The organism is Paraburkholderia sp. SUR17 (assembly GCF_029536165.1).
In the GTDB taxonomy this organism is placed as follows: Bacteria; Pseudomonadota; Gammaproteobacteria; order Burkholderiales; family Burkholderiaceae; genus Paraburkholderia; species Paraburkholderia kururiensis.
Genome location: NZ_CP120509.1, coordinates 711,199 through 726,794 on the forward strand (window position 1 = coordinate 711,199; position 15,596 = coordinate 726,794).

At 64.5% G+C, this 15,596-nt stretch carries 10 protein-coding genes; 7 read left to right on the forward strand and 3 right to left on the reverse strand.

Translation table 11 applies throughout. From position 1 onward, the window contains the following. Positions 1 to 7 precede the first annotated feature (7 nt). From tssC to tssA, 7 genes are all read left to right on the forward strand, one after another. On the forward strand, positions 8 to 1,501 hold the full coding sequence (gene tssC / locus P2869_RS20675) for a type VI secretion system contractile sheath large subunit (RefSeq protein ID WP_017777319.1): 1,494 nt from the start codon (positions 8 to 10) through the stop codon (positions 1,499 to 1,501). A gap of 75 nt (positions 1,502 to 1,576) precedes the next feature. Beyond that, entirely contained in the window at positions 1,577 to 2,080 is a 504-nt protein-coding gene (locus P2869_RS20680; RefSeq protein ID WP_017777320.1) for a type VI secretion system tube protein Hcp, read from the forward strand. Between the two features lie 70 nt (positions 2,081 to 2,150). After that, on the forward strand, positions 2,151 to 2,630 hold the full coding sequence (gene tssE / locus P2869_RS20685; RefSeq protein WP_017777321.1) for a type VI secretion system baseplate subunit TssE: 480 nt from the start codon (positions 2,151 to 2,153) through the stop codon (positions 2,628 to 2,630). A gap of 60 nt (positions 2,631 to 2,690) precedes the next feature. Continuing rightward, positions 2,691 to 4,532 carry a type VI secretion system baseplate subunit TssF gene (tssF, locus tag P2869_RS20690; protein ID WP_277599393.1) on the forward strand — a complete coding sequence of 614 codons (1,842 nt, stop codon included), beginning with the start codon at positions 2,691 to 2,693 and terminating at the stop codon, positions 4,530 to 4,532. Continuing rightward, a complete protein-coding gene (gene tssG / locus P2869_RS20695) occupies positions 4,496 to 5,590 on the forward strand; it encodes a type VI secretion system baseplate subunit TssG (RefSeq protein ID WP_277599394.1) in 1,095 nt (364 codons plus the stop codon). The genes tssF and tssG overlap by 37 nt, the downstream gene beginning before the upstream one ends. 48 nt (positions 5,591 to 5,638) lie before the next feature. Next, positions 5,639 to 8,320, forward strand: a complete 2,682-nt coding sequence (gene tssH / locus P2869_RS20700; RefSeq protein WP_277599395.1) for a type VI secretion system ATPase TssH — start codon at positions 5,639 to 5,641, stop codon at positions 8,318 to 8,320. Positions 8,321 to 8,323: 3 nt separating this feature from the next. Beyond that, positions 8,324 to 9,475, forward strand: coding sequence for a type VI secretion system protein TssA (gene tssA / locus P2869_RS20705; protein ID WP_277599396.1), 1,152 nt, complete (start codon positions 8,324 to 8,326; stop codon positions 9,473 to 9,475). A 97-nt stretch (positions 9,476 to 9,572) separates the two neighbouring features. Here tssA and P2869_RS20710 read toward each other — a convergent pair whose 3' ends face one another. From P2869_RS20710 to tssM, 3 genes are read right to left on the reverse strand one after another with little or no spacing between them, the layout of a single operon-like run. After that, positions 9,573 to 10,559: an OmpA family protein gene (locus tag P2869_RS20710; protein ID WP_277599908.1), complete on the reverse strand. Its 987-nt coding sequence runs from the start codon at positions 10,557 to 10,559 to the stop codon at positions 9,573 to 9,575. Positions 10,560 to 10,566: 7 nt separating this feature from the next. Further along, the gene (gene tagF, locus P2869_RS20715) at positions 10,567 to 11,559 is read right to left on the reverse strand and encodes a type VI secretion system-associated protein TagF (protein ID WP_017777327.1); all 993 of its coding nucleotides are present in this window, start codon (positions 11,557 to 11,559) and stop codon (positions 10,567 to 10,569) included. Further along, the gene (tssM, locus tag P2869_RS20720; RefSeq protein WP_277599397.1) at positions 11,556 to 15,479 is read right to left on the reverse strand and encodes a type VI secretion system membrane subunit TssM; all 3,924 of its coding nucleotides are present in this window, start codon (positions 15,477 to 15,479) and stop codon (positions 11,556 to 11,558) included. The genes tagF and tssM overlap by 4 nt, the downstream gene beginning before the upstream one ends. Positions 15,480 to 15,596 lie beyond the last annotated feature (117 nt).

The window sequence follows — 15,596 nt, forward strand, 5'->3', positions numbered from 1 at the left end:
GTATGAGATGAACCAGCAAACGGCAGCAGCGCAACTCACGAGCGTGGACGAAGCGGATGCGGCACCGTCGCTGCTCGACGAGATCGTCGAGAAGAGCAAGGTCGCGAAGTCCGAGTCGGAGCACGCGCGCGCGAAAGATCTGATCGGTGAGCTCGTGCATCAGGTGCTCGACGGCACGGTGATCGTGTCCGACAACCTGTCGGCCACCATCGACGCACGCGTGGCCGAACTGGACCGGCTCATCTCGGCACAATTGAGCGCGGTCATGCACGCGGCGGAATTCCAGCGCCTCGAAAGCACATGGCGCGGGCTTCACTATCTGTGCCAGGAGAGCAACACCGGCTCCACCATCAAGATCAAGGCACTCAACGCGACCAAGCGCGACCTCGTGCGCGACTTCAAGACGGCTATCGAGTTCGACCAGAGCGCGCTCTTCAAGAAAGTCTACGAAGAAGAGTTCGGCACCTTTGGCGGCGCGCCGTTCGGCACGCTGATCGGCGACTTCGAAATTACGCGTCAGCCCGAGGACGTCTATTTCATCGAACAGATGGCGCACGTTGCCGCCGCGGCGCATGCGCCGTTCGTAGCGTCGGCTTCGCCCGAACTGCTGGGCCTCGAATCGTTCGCCGATCTGGGCAAGCCGCGCGATCTCGGCAAAGTGTTCGACACCGTCGAGTACGCGAAGTGGAAGTCGTTCCGCGATTCCGAAGATTCGCGCTATGTCGGTCTTACGCTGCCGCGCTTTCTCGGCCGCTTGCCGTTCAATCCTAAAGACGGCGCCACGGCGGAAGGCTTCAACTTCGTCGAAGACGTGGACGGCACCGACCACAGCAAGTACCTGTGGTGTAACGCAGCCTGGGCTTTTGCTGCCCGTCTGACCGCTGCATTCGACGACTTCGGCTGGTGTGCCGCGATCCGCGGTGTGGAGGGCGGAGGGCTGGTGGAAGACCTGCCCACGCATACCTTCAAGACCGACGACGGCGAAGTCGCACTGAAGTGTCCGACCGAAATTGCCATTACCGATCGACGCGAGAAGGAACTGAGCGACCTCGGCTTCATTCCGCTCGTGCACTGCAAGAACTCGGACTACGCTGCGTTTTTCGCAGCACAGTCGGTGCAAAAGCCGCGCAAGTACAGCACGGATAGTGCGAATGCGAACGCCGTGCTCTCCGCGCAGCTCCAGTACATCTTCTCGGTCTCCCGCGTGGCGCACTACCTGAAGGCGATGATGCGCGACAAGATCGGCAGCTTTGCATCGGCTCAGAACGTCGAGGTTTTCCTGAACCGCTGGATTTCCCAGTACGTGCTGCTCGACGACAACGCCACCCAGGAGCAAAAGGCGCAATTCCCGCTGCGTGAAGCGTCCATCCAGGTCTCGGAGATTCCGGGCAAGCCTGGGTCGTATCGCTCGGTGGCGTTCCTGCGTCCCCATTTCCAGCTGGACGAGCTGTCTATTTCGCTGCGGCTCGTCGCGGACTTGCCGAAGCCGGCCAATTCCTGAAATCGAAGGCCATCGCCCGGGCGGGGGCCGCCCGGGCCGTCTGTCAAAACCACCTCTTTGGGGAGTCGATGAGTTATGAAGGACATCTATTTAAAATTCGGCAATCCTGCGATCAAGGGCGAGTCGGCCGATAAGGACCACACGGGCTGGATCGAAATCGATTCGTGGAACCACTCGATCCTGCAGCCGCGCTCGGCAACGGCATCGACGGCAGGCGGCCACACGGCGGAGCGCTGCGAGCATTCCGACATGCGCTTCACGAAGGACATCGACGTGGTGAGCCCGCTGCTGTACCAGCATGCGTCGGGTGGCACGACGTTCGACGAAGTCACGATCGACTTCATGCGCTCCGACGGCGAAGGCAACCGCATCAAGTACCTCGAAATCAAGCTCAAGTACGTGATCATTTCGAGCATCACGCCGAGCGTGGTGGGCGAAGGCCTGCCGACCGAGGACTTCTCGCTGAAGTACGCCGCCGTCCAGTGGAAGTACACGCAGCAGAAGATCGGCGGCAACCAGGGCGGCAACGCGCAGGGCGCCTGGAGTCTCACGAAGAACGACAAGACCTACGCGGTCTGATCGTGCGGCGAGGTGTGCGCATTCGGTAACGGGTGCGCCACCTTGCCGTCGTTGAACTGACGACTGCCTGATGAAGCGCTTCGAACCCAGCTTTCTCGACAAGCTGTTCGATGACGAACCGCATCTGCCGGCGCCGGCCGCGATGCGGCAATTGTCGCTGGACGAGCTGAAAGGCGCGGTTGCGCGCGACGTGGAAGCGATCCTGAACACGCGAATCGCGCTGACCGAGGAAGAGCTCACGTCGCTGCCGGAATGCTCGCGCTCGGTGTTGACCTACGGTCTGAACGATTTCGCGGGCTTAAGTCTCGCGAGTCATTACGACCGAACCTTCATCTGCAAGTCGATCCAGCAGGCCATCGAGCGTCACGAGCCGCGTTTGCGGCAGGTCGCCGTCACGCTGGAACTCAACGGGCAATCCACGCATGCGCTGTGTTTTGCGATTCAGGCCCTGCTCGTGGTTTCGGCGGCAGAAGAGCCGGTGAGCTTCGACGCGATGCTGCAACCGGCCACGCTTCAATACTCGGTCTCGCGAACACGCGCGAGAGCTTGATGCATCTTGCCCGCCACGGCGGCGGGCGCGGCAGCACGAGAGGGGTTCGGGGATAGATTGATGGAAGAACTGCTGCCGTATTACGAGCGCGAACTGTCGTTCCTGCGTCGTTATTCGCGTGACTTCGCCGAGCGCTATCCGAAGATCGCGGCGCGCCTCGCCATGACGAGCGAGCATTGCGAAGACCCGCACGTCGAGCGAATGATCGAGTCGTTCGCATTGCTGGGCGCGCGTATCAACAAGAAGCTCGACGACGACTATCCGGAATTCACGGAAGCGTTGCTCGAGGTGCTGTACCCTCACTATCTGCGGCCGTTTCCGTCGTGTTCGATTGCGCAGTTCGGTATGTCGGCTGCCGTGAGCCAGTTGACGGAACCGCAGACCGTGCCGCGCGGCACGGAACTGCGCAGCCGGTCCATTCGCGGCGTGGAGTGCCGTTTTCGCACGGCCTACGATGTCACGCTGGCCCCGCTCGCCATCAGTGATGCGAAGTTTCTGCCGCTCGCCATGGCGCCGGGTGCCACCGTGCTGCCCCCGAACGCCACCGGCATCGTCTCGATCACGTTCGCTTCGACTTCACCTCAGCTCGATCTGGCTGCGCTGAAAGTGCCTCGCCTGCGAGCCCATCTGCATGGCGAGCAGTCCTTCATCGCGGCACTCGCCGATTGCCTCTTCGTCAACGCACTCGCCACGTATGTAGAGCCGGACCGCTGCGGACGCTGGAAGGAAATGCGCGCCACGCCGGTCACGCAAGCGGGTTTCGACGAAGCGGACGGCTTGATCGACTATCCGGCACGGTCGCATCCCGCCTATCGTTTGCTCACCGAGTACTTCGGCTTTCCCGAGAAATTCGATTTCGTCGATTTCGATCTCGGCGCCATGCTGCGTACCGCGGGTCCGTGCCGCGGCCTGACGCTTCACGTCGTACTCAAGGACGTGCGCGGCGACTCGCATATGGCGCGCCTCTTGGAGACGCTTTCGGCAAGCCACTTGCGGCTCTTCTGCACGCCCGTCGTGAATCTCTTCAGGCAGCGCGGCGAGCCGATTCGCGTGAGCCACCAGGCCGTGTCCTACCCTGTCATTGCCGAAGGGCGAAACGCGTTCGCCTACGAGATCTATTCCATCGACTCTGCCCACCTCGTGCGTCAGCGTGCGCACGAAGAGAAGGTCATCGAGTTCAGGCCGTTCTATTCGCTGCATCACGGCGAGACGGAAAAGGCCGGGCACTACTGGTTCGCTCGGCGCAATGCCTGGGTGGCGGAGAACAGCCCGGGCTACGAGACGGAGATCTCGATTGTCGATATCGACCTCGAACCCTCGGCGCCGAAAACCGATACGCTGAGCGTCGATCTCACCTGCACGAATCGCGATTTGCCGTCGCGGCTCGCCGTGGGTCTGGAAGGCGGCGACCTCTTCGTGGAAGGGGGCGCGCCCGCAGGCAGCAGCATCGCCATGCTGCGTCGGCCTACGCCCACGACGCGCTTCGAACGTGGACGCGGCGCGCACTGGCGGCTCGTTTCGCATCTCGCGCTCAGCCATGTATCGCTCGCAAACAGCGGTCTTGCTGCATTGAAAGAGATGCTCGTGCTCTACGATCTGCGGCGCTCGGCGGTGTCGTCGCGCCATATCGAAGGCATTGTCGGCATCGAGCAGCGTGCCGCCGTGCAATGGCTGCCCGGCAAGCCGTTCGCGACCTTCGTGCGCGGCGTCGAAATCCGGCTTACGCTGGACGAGGAGCACTTCGTCGGCACGAGCGTGGCCACGTTCGTGCGTCTGCTCGACACGTTCTTCGGGCTCTACGTGCATCTGAACAGTTTTGTGCAACTGATCGTCGTGTCGAAGCGCACCGGCGAGGAGATTCTGCGATGCAAACCGCGCAGCGGCGAGTCGATCCTGGTGTAATCGAGCGTCTGCTCGACGAGCCGCACGCGTTCGAATTTTTCCAGGCCGTGCGCATGCTGGAGCGCTGGTTTTCGGACAATGATGCCGCCGCGGCCACGCGCACCGGGGACGTACTGGCGAAGCGCATCGGCTTTCGCAGCACGCTGTCGCTCGCGTTTCCGCCCAGCGAGATCGAGCAGGCTCAACCCTACGACCACAGCGGCGACGCGCTGAAAAACAAGGATCAACGCACAGCGGCGCTGGCCAACGGCGGACTCTCGCGCGTCGATATCACGCCGTCGTTTTTCGGCCTGTTGGGCGGTCAGGGCGCGTTGCCGCTGCACTACACGGAGCAGATCGTCTCGCGCGAGCAGCTGAAGCGCGATCGCGCGGCGCGCGAATTCTTCGACATATTCGGCAATCGCGCGACGGCGCTCTTCTACGCGGCCTGGAAGAAGTACCGCCTGCCGTTCCATTACGAACTCGATCGCGACGAACGCTATCTGCCGTTGCTGCTCGCTCTGGCGGGCGTGGGCGATGGCGGCACACGCGAGAGCCTGCAAACGGGCAATGGCGCGTTGTTCGACGAAGCCATTGCCGGTTACGCATTGCCCGCGCGACATCGTCCCGTTTCGGCGGCCTATCTGCAGCGCACGCTGTCCGATTACTTCAAGGTGCCTGTGCGCGTGGACCAGTTCGTCGGCAAGTGGTATGACGTGCCGCGCGATCAGCTCACCGTGCTGGGCGAGATCAATGCGACGCTCGGCGCGTCGGCGCTCGCGGGCGAACGCGTGTGGCAGCGCGACATGCGCGCGCGGCTCGTGATTGGCCCGCTTTCGAAGGCCGATTACGAATCGTTCCTGCCGGGCTTCGATTGCGCTATCGCGCTCGAACGCATGCTCACGCTGCTGGCGGGCGTCACGCTGGAGTACGAAGTGTCGCTCGTATTGCGGCGCACGGAAGTCGGCCCGAGCCAACTGGGCGGCGGCGCGCGACTGGGCTGGGACGCCTTCCTGTGCACCCACGCAGCGGACCGCGATCGCGCGGATGCGCGTTACGAATTGCACGTCATCCACTGACGAAGATCTCAAAGAAGAACCGAACCGTACGAGAACCGGACGCACCCGATGAGCACGCCCCTCAAGACTCTCATTACCAAACTCAACACCACGTGCCGCCAGGCCACGGAGCGCGCGGCCAGTCTCTGTCTTGCGCGCGGTCACTACGAGGTGGACCTCGAACATCTGTTCCTCGCGCTGCTGGACGAGCCCGCCAGCGACGCGGCAATCATCCTGAAGGCGAGCGGCGTGGACGTGCACGCGTTGCGTGCCGACCTCGAAGGCGAACTCGAGCGGCTGAAGACCGGCAACACCAGAACGCCGGTGTTTTCCGTGCATCTCATCGAACTGTTCGAGCAGGCGTGGCTCATTGCGTCGCTGGATTCGCAGATCGGACGAATTCGCTCGGGGCATCTGCTGCTCGCGTTGTTGAGCGCGCCGGATCTCGCGCAATTCGCGCAACGTATGTCGCCGCGCTTTGCCGGCGTACGGGTGACGGATCTCAAGCATCGGTTCGACGAAATCACGGAAGGTTCATGCGAAGTCGAGCGTGCGACCGCAACCGGAGCCGATACCGCCGAGGACGCACAAGGGCCTCAGGCGACCTCTGGCGGTCCTTCCCGAACGCCTGCGCTGGACACCTACACCACCAACCTCACGGAGCGTGCCCGCGAAGGCAAGATCGACCCCGTGGTGGGCCGCGAACGCGAGATCCGCCAGGCCATCGACATCCTGATGCGCCGCCGCCAGAACAACCCCATCCTCACGGGCGAAGCGGGTGTGGGGAAAACCGCGGTCGTGGAGGGACTTGCGCTGCGCATCGCGGCAGGCGATGTGCCGGCCGCGCTCGCGGGCGTTGCGCTTCACGTGCTCGACATGGGGCTATTGCAGGCGGGCGCCAGCGTAAAGGGCGAATTCGAAAACCGCCTGAAGAACGTGATCGACGAAGTGCGAAAGAGTGCGCACCCGATCATCCTGTTCATCGACGAGGCGCATACGATCATCGGCGCGGGCGGCCAGGCGGGCCAGAACGACGCCGCCAATCTGCTCAAGCCTGCACTCGCGCGCGGCGAATTGCGCACCATCGCGGCCACGACGTGGAGCGAATACAAGAAGTACTTCGAGAAAGACGCGGCGCTCGCGCGGCGCTTCCAGGTGGTGAAGGTCGAAGAGCCGGACGAGACGCTGGCCGCAGCCATGCTGCGCGCGATGGCCGGCTTGATGGAGCGCCACTTCAACGTGCGCATTCTCGACGATGCCATTACCGAGGCCGTGCGCCTTTCGCATCGCTACATCAGCGGACGGCAACTGCCGGACAAGGCGATCAGCGTGCTCGACACGGCGTGCGCGCGCGTCGCGCTCGCGCAGAGCGCCACACCAGGCGCGATCGACGACGCGAGAAAGCGCATCGAACGCACGGAGACGGAAATCGCGGCGCTCGAACGCGAGGCCGCGGGCGATGCGCTTGAAGACCCGCAGCGCTCTGAGCGGCTCGCCGCGCTACGCGCACAACTCGCGGCGGACAAGGAAACCATGACTGCCGACGAGGCACGCTACGCGCAGGAACGCGAACTGGTAACGGAGATCGCCGCACTGCGCAGTCAGATCGATACGCTGCGCGAGCGCGCGGCCGATGCCGCGCAATCCGACGAACTGCGCGAGGCGCGCGAAACACTCACGCAACACGTGGCAGGTCTGCACGCGTTGCAGGGCGCGCAACCGATGGTGCCCCTGCAGGTGGACGGCCACGTGGTGGCAGAAATCGTCGCGTCGTGGACCGGTATTCCGCTGGGACGCATGGTGAAGGACGAAATCGGTACCGTGATGAACCTTCAGCCGTTGCTCGCTGCGCGCGTGATCGGCCAGGACCACGCGCTCGAGGCCATTGCGCAGCGCGTGCGAACCGCGAGCGCAGGGCTCGAAGATCCGAACAAGCCGCGCGGCGTCTTCATGTTCGTCGGGCCCTCGGGCGTGGGTAAAACCGAAACGGCGCTCGCGCTGGCAGACGTGCTGTACGGCGGCGAGCGCAAGATGGTCACGATCAACATGAGCGAGTATCAGGAAGCGCACAGCGTCTCGGGACTCAAGGGCTCGCCGCCGGGTTATGTCGGCTATGGCGAGGGTGGCGTGCTGACCGAAGCGGTGCGGCGCAATCCGTACTCGGTCGTGCTGCTGGACGAAGTGGAAAAGGCCCATCCCGATGTGCTCGAAATGTTCTTCCAGGTCTTCGACAAGGGCATGATGGACGACGCCGAAGGCCGCGAGATCGACTTTCGCAACACGCTCATCATTCTGACGTCGAACGTGGGCTCTACCACGGTGATGCAGCACTGCCTCAACAAAGGCGAAGGCGAGTTGCCCGACGCGGACGAACTGGCCGAACTGCTGCGCCCACAGCTGTACAAGGCATTCAAGCCCGCGTTCCTCGGCCGCATGAAGGTGGTGCCGTACTACCCGATTTCCGACGACGTGCTCGCGCAGATCATCGAACTGAAGCTCGATCGCATTCGCCGCCGCGTGGAAGCAAATCATCATGCTGCGTTCGAATGGGACGAGTCGCTCATCGACGCCGTGCTCTCGCGGTGTACCGAGGTGGATTCGGGCGCGCGCAACGTGGACCACATCCTGAACGGCACGCTCTTGCCCGAGATCGCGCAGCACGTGCTCGAACGCATCGCCGACGGCGAACCCATCGCGAAGATTGCTGTGCATGCGCACGAGTCGGGCGAATTCGAATACACGGTGGAGTAACGCATGCCAATCGATCTGAAACTGCTGATCGAGCCCGTGAGCGAATCGTCGCCGTGCGGCGAGGACTTGCTGTTTTCTGCGGACTTCGACGCCATCCAGCACGCGCGCCGTTTCGACGATCCTTCGCTGGATCAGGGCGAGTGGGTGACGGACATCAAGGAAGCCGACTGGTCGTTCGTGGTCGCGCGCGCTTCTGCGCTGCTGGGCTCGCAGACGAAGGATTTGCGGCTCGCGGTGTGGCTCACGGAAGCGCTGGCGATGGAAGACGGCGTGCCCGGGCTCACGCAGGGCTATGCGCTCGTGACGGGTTTGTGCGAGCGGTACTGGGAGTATCTGCATCCGCTGCCGGAAGGCGACGACGCCGAATACCGTCTGGGCAATGTCGGCTGGCTCGTGGGGCGTACGGCTGAACTGCTGCGCGCAGCGCCGCTCACGCAGACGGGCGATAGCTCGTTCAGCGCGCTCGACTGGGAGGTCGCCACGCACGCAGCGCAGGCGGCGAAGCGCGACCCCGAACACGCGGACGACATCACGCGCGGCAAACCGGCCGTCGAGCAGATCGAGGCGAGCCGGCGGGCCACGCCCGCGCGCTTTTACGTGTCGCTGCTCGCGGAGTTGAGGGCGTTCGAAGACGCGATGCTGGGCCTCGAACGCGAGTTGGATCTGCGCGCAGGCGAAGTCGCGCCGAGCTTTCGCAAGGCAAAAGACGCGTACGAGTCGGTGTATCGGCTGGCCGAGCGCTTCGCGCGCGAAGCCGGCGTGAACCCGGATGCGCCCGACGGTCAGGCGGCGCGGGAATCGAAGCAGGATCAGACGGCGGGTGCGCAGGAGCGTACCGAGCCGACATTCAAGACGCCGTTGTCGCACGAGGCTGCCGTGCCCACCACACTCGCTTCCGCATCACAGACCACGCACGTGTCGAACGTTGCGTACGCCGGCATTCAAAACCGCGCGCAGGCCGTGGCTCAACTGCGCGCGGTCGCGAAGTATTTCCGCAGCACCGAACCGCACAGTCCGGTGGCCTATCTCGCGGACAAGGCCGCCGAATGGGCCGACATGCCGCTGCACGAATGGCTTTCGACGGTCGTGAAGGACGACGGCTCGCTCTCGCACATTCGCGAGTTGCTGGGCATCAAGCCTGACGCGAACGGTTGAGGGTCGCAGCAGAGGAGCAGCGGGCGTTCGCTGTTCCTCGCGGCTCGCGCGCCGCGTGAAGAGGCGCCAGCGCCTCTTCACATAGGAGCCTCGCTGATCAGAGCCCCGCTCTGAATTCGATTCGCCGATTGCGGGCGCGGCCGTCGGTGGTGTCGTTCGAGGCGATGGGCTGATCGGGGCCCACGCCTGTCGTGCTCAACTGTTGCGGCGAGATGCCTCGCGCCACGAGGTAACCCTTCACCGCATCCGCACGCGCCTGGCTCAACGCAATGTTGGACGCCCGATTACCGAGGTTGTCGGTGTGGCCGATGATCTCGACGGTCTTCGTCGACATCTTCGAAAGTACCGTCGCCATCTGATCCAGAATCGCGCGGCCTTGCGGTGTGAGCGTCGCGCTGCCGGTTTCGAATTCGATAGTGCGGTTCGCGAGCGTGCGATCGAGCAGCCCTTGCTCGGATGCGCTCACACGCAGTCCGTTCTTGATGGTCCATGTGGGGTTCAGCGCGTTGGCCATGTCGCTTGCGAGCTGCTGGCGCTGCGCTTCGTTGCCCACTTCGCCTTTCACGTCGATTTGCGTGCCGTCGATCTTGAGTTGCCCCTTGCTGATCTGCTTCAACTGCGGGCCGATCAGCTTCTGCACGTTCGTGCCCCAGTTGGGCGGCGTGGCGACGTTGCCCACTTCGATCTGATCGACCACGTTGGTCGCGCCATACGTGTCGCGCAGGCGTTGCAGCACGGCTGCCTTCGTGGCTTCATCCGGCACCTTGCCGCCTACCACGACCTGGCCCGGCGCCGTGTTCGCTGCGGGCGGCACATAGGTCGTGCCGCTGCCGGCCGAGGCGCCCGGGGTTGCTGCGGCGTTGACGCTGCCGCCCGTGCCTGTGGACGCGCCCGTCGACGCGGCAGGCTGCGGCGGCAGGATCGTCGTATGGATCTGCACGCCGCTGTTGTCCACGGGCGTGACGTTCGCCGGGCCGGCGTTGTCGGCGCGCGCCGGGCCAGCGGCGGCGAACAGCACGCAGGCCGCGGCGCATGCAATGGCGGCGGTGGACGGGCGCAAGGCGCGACGGTCGATGGCGCTCATCATGCGGTCATGCTGCGACGAACGCTTCGCGAAACGTGTCGATGGCCATACGCAACGAAAGCTGCGGTTGGTCGAGATAGCTGACAAGCTTGCTGATTCCATGGTCGTTCTGTGCATGAGCGTCGATCCACTCGGGATCGTCGATGTCGATGTTGTGCGCCGCGTACGCCTGCGGATCGACGACGCTGTGCAGCGTCTTCGCCGAGGCACCGTTGAAGCCCACCACGAGCCGCTCGCGCGAGGCGATCGTGCCGATGAAGATGGCCAGCTCGAAGTCGGCGTGCGCAACAAAGGGCGCAATCAGCTCGAGCCAGAACGCGGCAACGAGACTGCGATAGAACGGGTCTGTCGGCAGCGGCAGCGTGAGACCGCGCTCCAGATGCGACGAGCCGCTCGTCATCACGGGCCGCAGCAGCGAACCGAGCGCGAGCATCGCGCCGCGCAGTTTCACCGGGTGGCCGCTTGCGAGCAGCATCTGTTCGAGTCCGGCGAGCGTCTGGTGTTCCACGAAATCGTTGAAAGTGCCGTCGTGCGGGCTGCCGGGACCTGCGCTCGTCTCGATGGGCACGAGCGTTTCGCCCAGCGCCTGGAGCGCGCCCGCCGGCTCCGAGGCGCCCAGCAGCGGTTTCATCTGCGCGGCCACACGTGACCAGAGCCGCGCAAACGCGAGCGGGCTGCGCGCGAGGAACGCGAGCGGCTGGTTGACTTCGAGCGCCGTGGCGGCAAGGAACGGAAAGCGCCGCGACGACACGTCGTGGCTCGCCATCATGTGACCCGCAATGGCGAGCCGGCTGCGCGAGCCGAGAAACGCGAAGTGCATGGGCCGCGCGTCTTCGTAGACGATCTTCCAGCGCGGGTCTTCCGCGAGCAGTTCCATGGCCTGGGCGATCCAGTGGTCGAGCGTCTGGAGCAGTTGCGGGTTATGCGCGCTTTTCACGAAGTCGCCGCGCGACGGGATCTTGCCAAAGTAGGCGATCTGCGCCTCTACGGTTTGCGTCATTGCGCACTCCCCGAATGCGATGCTGCCGATACGACAGCGGATGACTGCGTGCCTGCGCCGGCGTTCGCGGCGGGTGCGACGCCCGGCGTGGCGACGCCTGACGCGGATGCTGCTCCGGCTGCCGGGACCATCGGCGCGGTCAGCGCCGTGGCCGCGCTCACGTCGGCCACGGAGGAGGGCAGTCGCAGCCCACGCAGGCTTTGCTGCTGAGGCGCGTCGCCGGAGCCAGCGCTGCTGCTGCCGCCGCCCGTCGGCTGCGAGCTGCTGATGATGCGCATGCTGACCGCCACCGTGACGTTGCCCTGCGTCCACGACAGATCGAACGTGCCGTCCGGGCGGCGCTTGCGTTGCGCCGAGTTGATGAGCTTTTCGAGACCGTAGCGTCCCGGCTCGTTCACGAGCTGCAGCGTGCGGCCGTCGAAGGTGGTCGCCGTGAGCGTGGCGCCCGGCGAGCCTTGCGGGTTCGGCCACACGAAGTTGGTCCATTGCGGCGGCGTGTTGCGGTAGCGCAGTTGCTGTCCGTCGATGGCGATCGTGTACTCGGTCGTGCCGGTGGCCGGCTGCGGCAGGATCTGGAATACGGTCTGCGGCTCGCTCGATGACTGGCCGCTGCCTGCCGCGCCGCCCGAAAGCGGCGCTACCCAGCGGGCGAAGCCGTTCGTGAAGTCGGGCGTGAGCGCGAGGCCCATGTCGCCCCATGTGCGTGCCGTGAGCGTGTCGCCGCGGCGTACCGCGAGCGGTCCGAGCGTCGTGCCCACGAACTTCGCAATGGCGCCGTCCGGCCCGAAGACCTGGGCGATCTCGCCCGCGCCGGCTTCGATCTTCGCGTCACCCGAGAACGGATACTTGTTCGCGAGCGAGGTCTGGAACGTCTGGTACACCTGCGCGTTCCAGATCTTGTTGACCTCCACGGTAGCGGGTTGAATTACCACGGCGTAGGCCTGCATGAGCGGACGCACGAGCAGCGGACGCAGCGCCTTGCGTTGCGAATCCGTGAGGCCCGTCAGCATCTGCTCGTCCACCAGCTTCAGCGAGTCGGCGAGTTCGGAGCCGTTGCCGTCCAGCGTCTGCTGCATGAGCTGACGCGCGCCCGGCCCCGGGTCGCCCTGGTTCTTCAGCACGTTGAAGCGCGTGCGCACCTTCGAGAGCGAATCCATGTAATTGCGCAGCAGCGACGTGCCCTCGTGCGTCTGCACGATGCGCGCGAGCCCGGTAAATTCCTGCCCGATGGGACCCATGGGCAGCTCGACCGGATTGCCGTTGATGTCGACGTTCGCTGTTTGCGCGGGCGCCGGAGCGCGCGAGAACAGGTTCTTGAACCAGCCCGTCACGCCGGCCTGCGCACTCTTCAACACGGTATTGGCAAGCGAGGGGTTATCCCACGACGTCTGGTCGTACGCGGTTTCCAGCACCTTGCGAATGGGCGAATCCTGCGGGTCGCCCAGGCGGTTCATGGCGTCCACCGCCTGGTTGAAGCTGCCGAAGCTCTGCACGGCAATGCCCTGCATGAACTTCTGCCAGTGCTGCGCGTACTCGGTCTTGTACATCTGCACGAGCGCCTTCTGGATCTGCTCGGGGCTGCCTTCCAGCGTGAGGTCGTCGGTGGCCGAGGTGTTGAGCACCCAGTCCTTCGCCTGCAGTTCCTTCGTGGCGGCGTCGCGAATGGCGGGCTGCACGTACTGGAACCACGCTTCGCGCGTGAAGGTGCCCGGAATCGCGTAGCTGCCGGCCACGAGGCCGTTATTCGATTCGCCGACGATGCGCGCCACCGTCATTGGCGCAAAACGCGTGGAGGCACGTGCCTTGATTTCTTCGTAGACGCGCTGGCGTGCCGGCATGCCGCGCACCACGCGGCGCAGGTTTTCGCGGGTCTGGTCGACGAGCGCGAGGTTCTCGTCGATCATCGGCCAGTCGTCGTCGGTGACGCGCGAGAGGTAGAACGTGATCATGCGCTCGGCGCTGCGGATCATCTCGTCGCGCGGCATGTTGCCCCGGTTCGTTTCGAGCCAGCCGCGCCAGAATCGCGCGAGCTGGTCGGTGAGATGGGCCTGCTCGACGTGGCGCTTGTCCGAGAGCATGAGGTACGTCTTCAGCGCGTTGTAGGCATCTTCGACGTTCGTGGGCGACGCGTCGCTATAGAGGCCGCCCTGGCTCGTGGAGGCCATTGCCGCGTGTGCGGAGACGGGCATTGCGCCGGATTCGGGCGCGCGCGTCATGGGCGCGAGCTGGTCGGGATGCGCGTTGACGTCCTTCAGGAACGACGCGAGGTTCTGCGAAACGGGCGTGAGCAGGATCTGCTTGACGCCGTTGTAGTACTCGGCGAGCAGATGCTGCTCCAGCCGGTCGCCCTGATACAGTCCGAGCGAAACCGAAAGCGGCTTGTCGTGGCGGAACTGTTCGAGCTGCTCGATGCGGTCTTCGAGAATGTCCATGGCCTGCAGGCGCGATTGCAGGTCGCTGCGGTTCTGCTGCAGGCGCACCACGTTATCGAGATCCGCCTGCACGTTGGCCGTGAGTTGCTGATTGCCGATGGTGGACCACGTCCAGCCGCCCAGCGCAAGCGCGAGCGCCGCGACGAAGCCGAAGAACGTGGCATAGCGCAGCCGTGTCTTCGCCGGGCTTGCGAACTGACGCACCGTTTGCTTGTCCGCGAAGATCACCTTGGAGAACAGATCGCGCAGGAAAAAGCCGTATCGCGAGACGGCGCCTTGCGGTTGCGGCAAGCCTTCCGCCGAGAGCCCGAAGCGGTTCGCGATGCGTTGCGCGGCGGCGCTGTTCGTTTCGCCTTCCTGCAATGCGCTCGTGAAATAGAAGCCGCGGAAGATGGGCTTGTACTGGAACGGGTTGTTCTCGAACAGCGTGGCGAGAAACGCGCGCAGCGCCGGCTTGATGGTGGAGAACTCGAGCGGAAAGCTCAGTTGCCCCGGCGAGAGCTTGTTGCCGCGGCTGATGGAGAGTTGCGCGACGCTGATCTCTTTCAGGCCTTCGTAGAGTTCTTCGAAACGTTCGTCGAAGAGCGCGACGATGTCGCGTTTCTCGTCGGGCTCGTAGGGCAGTGTGGCGCCCCACACGCGGTCGTATTCGTTGCGGTCGTTGCCGCCGAAGAATTCGCTGAAGCCCGTGATGAGGTCGGCCTTCGTGAACATCACGTAGACCGGCGCGAACACTTCAAGCTTCTCGGTAAGTTCCTGCACACGCTGACGCAGGTTCTTCGCGAGGTTGATTGCGAATTCGGGGCGATTGCCCGTGAGTTCCGCGATGCTCGCGGTCACGATGATGCCGTTGATGGGCGCCTTCGGACGGTGCCGCTTGAGCAGCGAGAGAAAGCCGAGCCATTCGCTGCGGTCTTCCTCGTGCACCGAATAGCGGCCCGCGGTATCGAGCAGGATGCCCTCGGTCGTGAAGAACCAGTCGCAGTTGCGCGTGCCGCCAATGCCGTGCACCACGGCGTTGTTCTTGTCGGCGAAGGGGAACTGCAGCCCCGAGTTCAGCACGGCGCTGCTCTTGCCCGCAGCCGGGTTGCCGATCACGATGTACCAGGGCAGCTCGTAAAGCGCCGAGCCACCCGAGACCTGACCGATCTTGGACGTCTTGATGGTCTTGACCGCATCGATGAGGCGCGCGCGCAGCGTGTCGAGTTCGGCCTGACGTGCAGGCGGCGCGGCTGCTGCCGCGGCCTTGTCGGTCTCGGCCTGCTGTTCGAGCATTTCGCCCAGCTTGCGATTGGCGCGCCGTGCACGCAGGCGCCGCACGAGCCACACCACGAGCCATAGCGCGACGAGCGCACCCAGCACGAGCGCCGGCCATAGCGGCGGTAGATCGAGCAGGCTCGCGCCGACGAACAGGACCGCTGCGAGCGCGATGAAGCCGACGATCGTGAGCGTGCGTTTACTGGTCAACACGGTGAGAAAGCGTTGCATGGGTGCCGTTCAGTGCTGGTGATGTACTCGGTGTGGTGTGCTTTTCGAGCCGGTGGGCGCAGCGCGGATGGCATGCGGCCGCGTCGGCGTTCTGCTCAGCGGCGCTGGAGTCTCGCG

Coding starts and splice junctions, on each gene's coding strand:
- tssC (WP_017777319.1), top strand. CDS start 8: ATGAACCAGCAAACGGCAGCAGCGCAACTCACGAGCGTGGACGAAGCG.
- P2869_RS20680 (WP_017777320.1), top strand. CDS start 1,577: ATGAAGGACATCTATTTAAAATTCGGCAATCCTGCGATCAAGGGCGAG.
- tssE (WP_017777321.1), top strand. CDS start 2,151: ATGAAGCGCTTCGAACCCAGCTTTCTCGACAAGCTGTTCGATGACGAA.
- tssF (WP_277599393.1), top strand. CDS start 2,691: ATGGAAGAACTGCTGCCGTATTACGAGCGCGAACTGTCGTTCCTGCGT.
- tssG (WP_277599394.1), top strand. CDS start 4,496: ATGCAAACCGCGCAGCGGCGAGTCGATCCTGGTGTAATCGAGCGTCTG.
- tssH (WP_277599395.1), top strand. CDS start 5,639: ATGAGCACGCCCCTCAAGACTCTCATTACCAAACTCAACACCACGTGC.
- tssA (WP_277599396.1), top strand. CDS start 8,324: ATGCCAATCGATCTGAAACTGCTGATCGAGCCCGTGAGCGAATCGTCG.
- P2869_RS20710 (WP_277599908.1), bottom strand. CDS start 10,559: ATGAGCGCCATCGACCGTCGCGCCTTGCGCCCGTCCACCGCCGCCATT.
- tagF (WP_017777327.1), bottom strand. CDS start 11,559: ATGACGCAAACCGTAGAGGCGCAGATCGCCTACTTTGGCAAGATCCCG.
- tssM (WP_277599397.1), bottom strand. CDS start 15,479: ATGCAACGCTTTCTCACCGTGTTGACCAGTAAACGCACGCTCACGATC.